Genomic DNA, 9,468 nt, shown 5'->3' on the forward strand with positions numbered 1-9,468 from the left:
AAGGCGGAGCCGTACGATCAGGCGTTGTTGGCGAGGAAGGTCAGCAGGGCTTCATTGACGAAGTCCGGGTTTTCGCGGCTGGAGATGTGCCCGGCGTCTGGAATCAGGGTCAGGCTGCAACCGATCAACTCAGCCATTTCCCTGGATTCGGCGGGTGGGCGTGGCTTGTCCTGCTCACCGCACATGATCAGGGTGGTGTCGGTGTCCAGGCGGTGCAGTTGGTCGAGGATATCGGCGCGGCTGAAGATCTGGCGGCCCAATGGCACGATGCTGTCCAGCAGGCGCTCCTTGGAGAAGGCCTGCAGTGACTGGCGGAAATCCTGGTACAGCGCCGACTCGCGGTCGATGCCTGGCCGGAAGAAGATCGGTGCGATCACATCCAGCAACGGCTCAGGGATGGCACCGGCGTCTTCGATCATCTTGAACAGCGAGAAATAATACTGACGCGTGGCCTCGGGCTCGGCGCCCAGGTAGGTGTCCATCAGCACCAGGCTGTTGATGCGCTCTGGGGCCAGTAATGCCAGGCGTGCGCCCCACATGCCGCCGACCGACAAGCCCACCAGATTGATCTGTGGGATGTCCAACTGATCCAGCAGGGCCAGGGTCTGGCGCGCCAGGTCGTCGAGGGACCGGGTTTGGGCCGGCAGCGGGCCAGATTCACCATGGCCCCAGAGCTCGGGGACGATCACGCGGTACTGTTGCGACAGCGCTTCGATTTGCGGCGCCCACATGTGGCGGTCCCACAGGTAGCTTGAGCCCAGCAGAACGACCGGGCCGGTGCCCTGGTCGACGTAGTGCAGCGGTTGTCCATCAATGACGGCGACAGGCATAGCAGGCCTCTGACTTCATGGAGTTAGGGGCACTTTTTTACGCTAGTCGGGGGCGGGGGGATAGGTGCAAAGTGATGGCACTTTGTTGTGGCGTGTTGCGTTGGGGGGCATATCCGTTATTTAGGTAACGGCGGCTTAGGAGTCCGCCCTGACAGCGGGGCACTTTTGTAAAGACCGGAATGGCGGCCTAGACAAAAGCAACCAAAAAGTCTTCGCCCCAACACTCGGCAACAGCGACAGCAACAGCAACAGCAAAGCCAAACTCGGTCAACTGTGGGAGCTGGCTTGCCTGCGATGGCATCAACTCTGTGTACCTGATACACCAAGGTGTCTGCATCGCAGGCAAGCCAGCTCCCACAGAAAAGCAGATCTTCGGTGTATGCGGATCCGCTTTCGCTTTTGAACTAACCACTCAGGTCGGCTACTAGGCCGCCGTGCTCTGCTTTTGATCTTGCTTTTGATCTGAGGCGGCCCACGGATTCAAGCCTTCGTTCTGGCACACCGAGCCTAAGCGAGGTGCCGAGTGGTGGGGCGAAGACTTTTTGCTTACTTTTGGCTGGGCCGGCATTCCGGTCTTTCCAAAAGTGACCCGCCGTCAGGGCGGAACCCTAAGTAGCCGTTACCGCAGCAACGGATATGTACCCAACCCATCCATCCACCGCGCGCGCCAAACGATCAATCGTAAATAGCCTTCTTTTTCCACTCCGCATCCGCATCCACAACTTTAAGCCCTTCAGTCAACTCATTGACCTCATCTTCAGCCGGCTTGCTGTTAGTCAGTACCGTCGAATTAGCACGGGCCAATTGATTCTCAAGCAATTGCAACTGCGCGCTATAGAGCACCGGCTCTGGCTGTTTACGCAGGTACTGCACACCGCGCTCGAATGCCAGGCGTGCCTGGCCGGGTTGGTTCTGTTGCAGGGCGTGCTGGCCGAGGTTGTTGAAGAACTCGATGTGCAGCAGCACCAGGATATGACGAATTTCCTTGATCCAGTGCTTGGCCTCGTTTGTCGGCAGAAAACCATCCTGGGCCGCGCGGGTCACTTGGCCATGCAGGGCTTCAAGGAGGAAACGCACATCCTTGGCCTTGGCTTCGGTCTGGATCGGCGCCGGCGGGTTGGTCACCGGAATCGATTCGCCCTGGGCGATCAGCGCATTCAACTCAGTGATACGCGCCTTGAGTGCTGCACTGGACTTGTTGAGGTGCAACAGACGCTGGTTGACGTTCAGCTCAAGGCGGGTGAGCAGCAGCTTGAGCGCCGGGGTCATCAATTGGCCAGGAAAGGTCTCGGTGATTTCACCGCACCGACGCAGCCGATCATTGAGCTCGATCTCGGTACGTTTCTTTTCCAGCTTGTTGTTTTCCACCACGTGGTTCATGTAGCCAATGGCGATCAGTATTACGATCCCGGCTATTACCAGCAGGGTGATCATGAGTGGTGTCACCGGTGTGACCTCTTTTATAGGGTTTGCTGTGGAGTGTAGTGACTGGACCATCCGGCGGATAGGACTGTTCGACCAGTTGCCCAGGTAGTTTCTTCTATATAGGTAAGCGTTGCCGGGCGGGCTCCCTGCATAGATGCACATTGCCATCATTTGCTTGGGCGAACTATAGCGCCTTGTCGGGCGCCAGAATATAGGCGTCAAAGCCCGGACGGGCAGAATGCCCGCCAAGGCCCGGAAAGCAGGGCGAAGTCATTGATTTAAATAAATTTATCCTTGGGGGTTGACGACCTTTCAATCCATCCATAGAATGCGCGCCACTTACAGCGTAAAGCACACAGCGAAACGCGGTAGGGAGTGAATGTTGTACGTGTGTCCCCTTCGTCTAGTGGCCTAGGACACCGCCCTTTCACGGCGGTAACAGGGGTTCGAGTCCCCTAGGGGACGCCATATGCGGGAATAGCTCAGTTGGTAGAGCACGACCTTGCCAAGGTCGGGGTCGCGAGTTCGAGTCTCGTTTCCCGCTCCAATTTACAAGCAATGTGGCCCTCGGGCGGCATTGAGTGAAACCAGGGCATAATCTTCGGATTTAACCTCTGGGCACTGAAACACACACCATGTGTTTCAGTTGTGTGTCCCCTTCGTCTAGTGGCCTAGGACACCGCCCTTTCACGGCGGTAACAGGGGTTCGAGTCCCCTAGGGGACGCCATTTTGCGGGAATAGCTCAGTTGGTAGAGCACGACCTTGCCAAGGTCGGGGTCGCGAGTTCGAGTCTCGTTTCCCGCTCCATATTTAACGAAAACGCCGATCAGCAATGATCGGCGTTTTTGTTTGTGCTGATTTTAATCAGCCGGGTCAGGAATCTGCGCCAGGGCATAGGCGAGAAGGAACAGGCTTATCAGGCCGCCTGCCTCGGCGTTGCTCATGTCGAATTCTTTGCGAATAAATGGCATCGCCACACCGAGGTTGGCGCGGTCGGCCGCCGCAATGGCGTAGATGACGAAAATCAAACCGGGGACCACCCAGCGATAGCGGCTGCACGCGACATGTGTAGGCCTTGTTGTGAAGTGCGTGGGAATAGTCTGTAGTTAATAGCGGGTGGGTGTGTACTGGTTCTGCTGTCTCTACTCTGGCCAGCCCCGTGTGCCTGTTCACTTCAGAGAACTGCCCAGATGTTCCAACTCGATTTTTACTCAACCCTGGTCGCCGCCTCTCTGGTGCTGCTGTTGGGGCGTTGGCTGGTCGCCCGTATCGGCTTTTTACGCGCCTACAGTATTCCGGAGCCGGTGGTCGGCGGCTTATTGGTGGCTGCGCTGCTGCTGTTGCTGCGCGCATTAACGGATATCGAGGTTCGATTCGACGCCTCATTGCAGGCCCCCTTGATGCTGGCGTTCTTTGCCACCATCGGCCTGAATGCGGACTTTGCCAGCCTGAAGAAAGGCGGGCGCATCCTCGGCATCTTCCTGCTGGTCGTGACGGCCCTGCTGGTGGTGCAAAATGCCATGGGCATTGCCCTGGCCAAGGCGCTGGGGCTTGACCCGTTGATGGGGCTGTTGGCAGGCTCCGTCACCTTGTCGGGCGGGCACGGCACTGGCGCAGCCTGGGGCGCGGTGTTCAGCGAAAAATATGGCGTGGCTTCGGCGTCCGAACTGGCGATTGCCTCGGCGACGTTTGGCTTGGTATTGGGTGGGCTGATAGGTGGCCCCGTTGCCCGCTTGCTGATCAAACGTGTGCAGGTGCCCGGCGTTGAGCTGGCGCAACCGCCCCAGCCCAAAGGCTTTGAGCAGCCCAACCAGGAACGCATGATCACCTCGTTTTCATTTATCGAGACCCTGGCGTTATTGGCGATCAGCTTGCAGGTCGGCACCTTCCTGTATGGCTTTATTAAAGGTACGGCTTTCGAATTGCCGACGTTTGTATGCGTGCTGTTTGTGGGCGTGGTGTTGCGCAACGGCTTGTCGGCGCTTGGCTGGCATCAGGTGTTTGAGCGTGAAGTGTCGCTGCTGGGCAATGTCAGCTTGTCGTTGTTCCTGGCGATTGCGCTGATGTCGCTCAAGCTCTGGGATCTGGCGGCGTTGGCCTTGCCGATAGTGATTCTGTTGGCGGCCCAGGCGTTGCTGATGGCCCTGTTTGCGATCTTTGTGACGTTCCGGGTCATGGGCCGCAACTACGACGCGGCCGTGCTGGCGGCGGGGCATTGCGGTTTTGGCTTGGGGGCCACGCCGACCGCCATTGCCAATATGCAGGCGGTCACGCAGCGCTTCGGGCCATCGCCGATTGCGTTTCTGGTGGTGCCGATGGTGGGGGCGTTTTTTATCGACATTACCAATGCGGTGGTGATCAAACTGTACCTGGCGTTGCCGTTTCTGGGGGCGGCGGGTTGAGGGTACCTTCGAATGGTCGCCAAGCGGCGCCGTCCTGACGGATCAGTACGGCGTCGTGGCTCATGTACAGGTCGATGACTTGCTCTATTTGCACGTGGCGAAGCTTGAAGTCATGCGTTGGGGTGATTATCGCGCCATGTTTGTACAGCGTGTAAAAATGCACCTCACCCGAGAGTTGCAAGCCGGCCTCTTGCTGCGCAACTTCGAACGCTTGATCCGGTAATTGCACCTGAAAAAACGCCAGCAGAGGCCAGCGTTTTCGTTGTTCTTTGTCTGATCCGACCCCTACTGCCTCATAAGCACGACGCATCCCCAGCACCCTCTGGTGGTACTGCGCGGTGCTGGTCTGCCCGGTGATGGCCAGCGACAGTTGGCCATCCAATGCGGCCTGCGTGTAGTCGCTGTACTCATAAGCACGGTACTGCACCAGCATGCGCCCCTGCGACTCAATCAAGGTGGGACCGGCGCGGCCATCCCAGGCAGGGCTGTCGCCCAGGCCGATTTCGCTGTCTGTCAGCGGAATGACCGTGGCCGAAACATTGCGCGGTTCAAAGCTGCGGGTGGAGTCAGGTGCCACCCCCGGCCAGTACGAGCCGAGTGCCGCACAGATGCGTGCATCCTCGGTAAACGGGCTGGCTAACTGATAACCGCACAGCATGTTCGTAAACGGAGCGTCTACCAGGCCCCGGCCCACTTCCCAGCCCGGCCCAAAGACCCCGCTGGCGAAATCCGGCAGCCAGGATTGCCGTTGTGTGCGTTGCACAGGTAGCGTCGGGCCTGGTGTTGTAGAGGACTGTGGGTGGGAGACGATGGCGGTGACGCCACGGTCTTCAGGGGCGAAGTAACCACCGGCAAGGGCCTGATTGATAAAAAAACGCACGTCGGACAGTGGGTTGACCCGTGTATGCCAAACCTCTGGGCAGGGCGGCGCAGGGCAAGGGAAAACCGCCGGGTCGCTGGACCATTGCTTGAGCTCTCGTTGCCCGCATAACGGAAAAAAATCCGGCGCACCGATGATGGAGTAGGCGGCGATGCTCGCCAGTTCCAGCGCAGGGCAGTGGGCCCGTACCCAGCCGTCGGCCATGGCATCCTGATAGTGCAGGGCTCGGTAGCCGCCCGCCTTGACGATGGCGTCGACATCCTCACGCTGGTTGAGGTCTTCGATCGAACCGTCGTCGCGCAAATGATGGCGCCCATGCACCAACCCACCGGTATTGGGAGGCATCATGAACGACAGCGGACGGTCTTGGTAATAGGCCAGTTCCACCAGCGCTTCTTTGGCGTCGGGCATCAACAGCCCCGGCGCGAACTCATCGGTATTCGCCCAATGGCACAAGCCCTCGGTAATGACGAAAGGCGCATTGAGAATGTCAGGCTCTTGCCAGCCGGTATCGCGAAATCGCCTATGGATCTGTCCGATTTTTTCATTGATCTGGTGGTTTTCCAGCTGCACAGTCAGGTCCATTCCGGCCAGGCACTCGTTGCCATCGAACACTTTGTGCAGGGGCACCCAGAACTCCAGATCCTCATCGATAGGTTGAGCATCCATTGGGCCAAACCGCGCCGGTTGGCCGGTGTGCCGGGCAGCGATGAACGCGCCGTAGCGCGCGGGTATCACCCGCATCTGGTTCGGCTGGCCCTCGACAAAGGGCAAAAAACCTCTTTGCTGCGGGTTATACAGCGCGTCCGCCGTGCCGACCCGGGCCACCCCGGTACGCGAGAAACACAGGTCCGCCTGGCGCCTGTGCACAGTTTCGGCGTAGGGCCGGTATTCATACGCGAACACTGCAATCGCCAGTTGCGCCTCACCGGCCAGTTGCTGCAAAGCCTCCAGGGTCGGGGGAGCGGCGCCGTAGACATAATTGAGGACGTGCTCGATTTCAGCGGCTGTGGGGAAGGCCGTGAGCGTTTTACCCTTGACCGCGGTGACCACATGGGGCGAGGCGAAGGCATGAAACAGCAGGCTGTCGGCCGGGCGCCCAGGCTCTATACCGCGTGTGGCATCAGCGGAAAAATCCTCAAAGCCTGGCTGGGTGCGATCAATCTGCACAGGCCTGGCGAGTTCCTCACGCAGGCTTGTCGAGGTGATGTCCAGGCCGTGGTGCAGCAACAGGTCATGCCATCCTGCTGAGGCCAGGCGTGTGCAAGCGCGTTCTACATCGCTGATCAAGGACATCACGCCCCCTCCGAGAGAAACCAGGGGAAAGGGTAAGCAAAGGGGGCATGCGCGGTAACTGACCGAACGGCTAGGTTACCGCCCGGGGGCTTCTTGAGGATGGCGAGTGATCGCGCGCCTAACTCAGCGTGTAAACGTCCTGTTTAGGCATGAAAAAACGCGAAAAGAGTTCGGACTGCGATTTGATGTTGAGCTTGGTGTAGATATTGCGCCGGTGCACCTTGATGGTTTCTGTCGACAGCGCCAGTTTGCCGGCGATTTCTTTATTGGAAAAACCACTGAGCAGCAACTTGAGCACGTCCTTCTCGCGCGTGGTGATCTGTGTGCCCAACTGCACAATGGCTTCGGACCAGGGCGGCGGCTCACTGAGGTTTTTTTCTTCATCGACTTCAAAACACATGCGTTGATGCATCAATGCCATGACCCACGGCTTGATGATATCCAGTGTGGTGATCTGTTCCGGGGTGTAGCGCGTGTTACTGCCAAATGAAATACACAGGGTTCGATCCGCGTCGAGCTGGACGTTGTACTGCACCTCATCGACGGACACGTACCGGGCGAAATACTGATGGTAGTACTCGGTGGTCAGGAAGTGCTCGGGTGCAATGTCTGACAGATGGAAAAAACCGCTCTGCGGGTTTTCACGGTTGGCAATGTAAAACGGGTCCAGCAGGTAAAGGCCTTTTACATACAGTTGCGTCAGGGCGTCGACTTCGTCGGCATCGGCTACCTCGGTCACGCTGACGACGTTGACTTGCTGGTTGCTGAACACCAGGACCACCCAATTGTCGATCTGCACGTACTCATTCAGGACGCGAACCAGCGAGCTCCAGAAAGCTGGGCGGTTCAGCTCCATGATGAGTTTGCCGGCTGACCGGTGCCAGGCGAGGTTGTGAAGGTCGAGTGACATGGACTACCCCTTTAGGGTTAGGGATTCAGGCGAATGAGCTAAGTATTTGTAGGTATTTACTATTCGACGACGCCGGGTATATTCACCCACCAGCGTTGATGGCCATGAAGGCCTGTCGTTTTTGACAAGGATAGTTATATGAATAAATCACATTTGCGAGCCATTTTTTTAGCCTCGCTTGTCTGTGTCGGGGCCAGCACGCCCGCAGCGGCGGCAGAACCCCGGGTTAACCTGTACAACTGGTTCGGGTTGATCGCTCCCGAGACACCGAAGGAATTCGAGCAAAAAACCGGCACCAAGATGCACATCGATACCTTCGACAGTGCCGAGGTCATGCAAAGCAAGGCCATGGCCGGGCGCACCGGGTATGACGTCGTCGTCGCCACCTCCAACGTGTTGCCAAGCCTGATCCAGGCGGGTGTGCTGGCCCCGCTGGATCGCAGCCAACTGAGCAACTATGCGCATATCGACCCGGAAATGCTGGCCTTGCTCGCCACTAACGATCCAGGCAACCAATATGCGATTCCGTACCTGTGGGGCACCACCGGCATTGGTTATGACGTGGATAAGGTCAACGCCGCACTCGGTGAAAACGCCCCGGTGGACAGTTGGGACTTGATCTTCAAAGAAGAAAACATCAGCAAGCTCAAGTCCTGCGGCGTGGCGATGCTCGACTCGCCGAGTGAAATCATCTCCATCGCCTTGCATTACCTTGGCCTGCCGAGCAACAGCCAGAACCCCGAGGACTACCAGAAGGCCCAGGCGCTGCTGCTGAAAATCCGCCCTTATGTCCTCTACTTCGACTCCTCCAGAACCGACGCCGACTTTGCCGATGGCAATATCTGCGTGGTCGTGGGTTGGGCGAGCGGGGCGCTGACGGCCCAGGCCATCAATGAGAAAAACCATACTGGCCGCAAGATTGCCTACAGCTTGCCGCGCGAGGGTGGGCTGGTCTGGTCGGAAAACTTTGTGTTGCTCAAGGATGCGCCCAACGCCAAGGCCGGCTTGGCGTTTATCAATTACATGCTTGAGCCCGAGGTGATTGCCAAGAGCTCCAATCACACGCTGTACCCGAATGCCAACAAGGACGCCACCGCGCTGGTTGAGCAGAAGTTGCGCGATAACCCGTGGATTTATCCGTCCAAAGCCACCATCGCCACGCTGGTGCCGCTTGAGCCGTTGCCCTTGAAGCTGGAGCGTATCCGTACACGTGTGTGGACCAAGGTGAAGAGCGGTACGTGACTGGCTGAGTGAGGCCCGAGTGCTTTCGCATAGATCCCAGAGAGGGAGATAAATCATGGCCCGACGTGATGACCCGTGCGATGTGAAATCGGACGATTATCAGGCGTACAAGGAGATTGAGGAGCAGATCGGTCACTGTACGCCGGAGCAGGCCTGGGCCATGTATTACGTCTCGACCGGGATGGTGCGTGAACACGTTACGCGGGCGGTCATGGAGCATATCGGCAGGGGTAATCGGGCGCTGCTGCTGGAGTTTCCTGAGTTGGCGCGGGTGCAAGAGCGGTCTCGTTTGATGCTTCCTCTTTGAGGGTGGTGCTTTTTCAGGTCTTTTGAGGCGGTCTTAGGGGCGGTGGTTTTGAGTGTATATCCGTTGCTGCGGTAACGGCGGCTTAGGGTTCCGCCCTTACGGCGGGTCACTTTTGGCAAACGCCCTGTACGGACCGGACACATGGTTGACGGGTGTGCGGGGACATGGTGGACAC

Annotated in this window: 7 protein-coding genes, 4 tRNA genes and 1 pseudogene; 7 read left to right on the plus strand and 5 right to left on the minus strand. The window is 58.2% G+C overall.

Translation table 11 applies throughout. The features are described from left to right. Positions 1 to 17: 17 nt before the first annotated feature. Both GIW28_RS08100 and GIW28_RS08105 read right to left on the minus strand, forming a co-directional pair. Positions 18 to 830: an alpha/beta fold hydrolase gene (locus tag GIW28_RS08100; protein ID WP_176991168.1), complete on the minus strand. Its 813-nt coding sequence runs from the start codon at positions 828 to 830 to the stop codon at positions 18 to 20. A gap of 675 nt (positions 831 to 1,505) precedes the next feature. Then, positions 1,506 to 2,264, minus strand: coding sequence for a hypothetical protein (locus GIW28_RS08105; RefSeq protein WP_080593750.1), 759 nt, complete (start codon positions 2,262 to 2,264; stop codon positions 1,506 to 1,508). A gap of 383 nt (positions 2,265 to 2,647) precedes the next feature. Between GIW28_RS08105 and GIW28_RS08110 the strand changes: the two genes are divergently transcribed. The 4 genes from GIW28_RS08110 to GIW28_RS08125 all read left to right on the plus strand — a co-directional run bounded on the left by GIW28_RS08110 (position 2,648) and on the right by GIW28_RS08125 (position 3,063). Beyond that, a tRNA-Glu gene (locus GIW28_RS08110) sits at positions 2,648 to 2,723 on the plus strand. A gap of 3 nt (positions 2,724 to 2,726) precedes the next feature. Next, a tRNA-Gly gene (locus GIW28_RS08115) sits at positions 2,727 to 2,802 on the plus strand. A 105-nt stretch (positions 2,803 to 2,907) separates the two neighbouring features. After that, positions 2,908 to 2,983, plus strand: a tRNA-Glu gene (locus GIW28_RS08120). 4 nt (positions 2,984 to 2,987) lie between these two features. Continuing rightward, positions 2,988 to 3,063, plus strand: a tRNA-Gly gene (locus GIW28_RS08125). A gap of 68 nt (positions 3,064 to 3,131) precedes the next feature. Here the strand turns inward: GIW28_RS08125 and GIW28_RS08130 are convergent. After that, positions 3,132 to 3,353, minus strand: a pseudogene (locus tag GIW28_RS08130) (hypothetical protein); the annotation flags it as partial. Positions 3,354 to 3,446: 93 nt separating this feature from the next. Between GIW28_RS08130 and gltS the strand changes: the two are divergent. Continuing rightward, a complete protein-coding gene (gene gltS / locus GIW28_RS08135; protein WP_099547845.1) occupies positions 3,447 to 4,658 on the plus strand; it encodes a sodium/glutamate symporter in 1,212 nt (403 codons plus the stop codon). Here the strand turns inward: gltS and GIW28_RS08140 are convergent. Both GIW28_RS08140 and GIW28_RS08145 read right to left on the minus strand, forming a co-directional pair. Beyond that, positions 4,615 to 6,834, minus strand: a complete 2,220-nt coding sequence (locus GIW28_RS08140; protein ID WP_177033488.1) for a hypothetical protein — start codon at positions 6,832 to 6,834, stop codon at positions 4,615 to 4,617. The genes gltS and GIW28_RS08140 overlap by 44 nt on opposite strands. A 118-nt stretch (positions 6,835 to 6,952) precedes the next feature. After that, on the minus strand, positions 6,953 to 7,744 hold the full coding sequence (locus GIW28_RS08145) for a response regulator transcription factor (RefSeq protein WP_099547847.1): 792 nt from the start codon (positions 7,742 to 7,744) through the stop codon (positions 6,953 to 6,955). Positions 7,745 to 7,882: 138 nt separating this feature from the next. Between GIW28_RS08145 and GIW28_RS08150 the strand changes: the two genes are divergently transcribed. After that, positions 7,883 to 8,986, plus strand: coding sequence for a polyamine ABC transporter substrate-binding protein (locus tag GIW28_RS08150; protein WP_177033486.1), 1,104 nt, complete (start codon positions 7,883 to 7,885; stop codon positions 8,984 to 8,986). A gap of 55 nt (positions 8,987 to 9,041) precedes the next feature. After that, a complete protein-coding gene (locus tag GIW28_RS08155; RefSeq protein ID WP_017136288.1) occupies positions 9,042 to 9,293 on the plus strand; it encodes a hypothetical protein in 252 nt (83 codons plus the stop codon). The last annotated feature ends 175 nt before the right edge of the window (positions 9,294 to 9,468 follow it).

The organism is Pseudomonas sp. PA-5-4B, from assembly GCF_021606215.1.
GTDB lineage: Bacteria > Pseudomonadota > Gammaproteobacteria > Pseudomonadales > Pseudomonadaceae > Aquipseudomonas > Aquipseudomonas edaphica.

Excerpts from the sequence above, each read along its gene's own strand:
- GIW28_RS08100 (WP_176991168.1), bottom strand. The coding sequence starts at position 830 with ATGCCTGTCGCCGTCATTGATGGACAACCGCTGCACTACGTCGACCAG.
- GIW28_RS08105 (WP_080593750.1), bottom strand. The coding sequence starts at position 2,264 with ATGATCACCCTGCTGGTAATAGCCGGGATCGTAATACTGATCGCCATT.
- gltS (WP_099547845.1), top strand. The coding sequence starts at position 3,447 with ATGTTCCAACTCGATTTTTACTCAACCCTGGTCGCCGCCTCTCTGGTG.
- GIW28_RS08140 (WP_177033488.1), bottom strand. The coding sequence starts at position 6,834 with ATGTCCTTGATCAGCGATGTAGAACGCGCTTGCACACGCCTGGCCTCA.
- GIW28_RS08145 (WP_099547847.1), bottom strand. The coding sequence starts at position 7,744 with ATGTCACTCGACCTTCACAACCTCGCCTGGCACCGGTCAGCCGGCAAA.
- GIW28_RS08150 (WP_177033486.1), top strand. The coding sequence starts at position 7,883 with ATGAATAAATCACATTTGCGAGCCATTTTTTTAGCCTCGCTTGTCTGT.
- GIW28_RS08155 (WP_017136288.1), top strand. The coding sequence starts at position 9,042 with ATGGCCCGACGTGATGACCCGTGCGATGTGAAATCGGACGATTATCAG.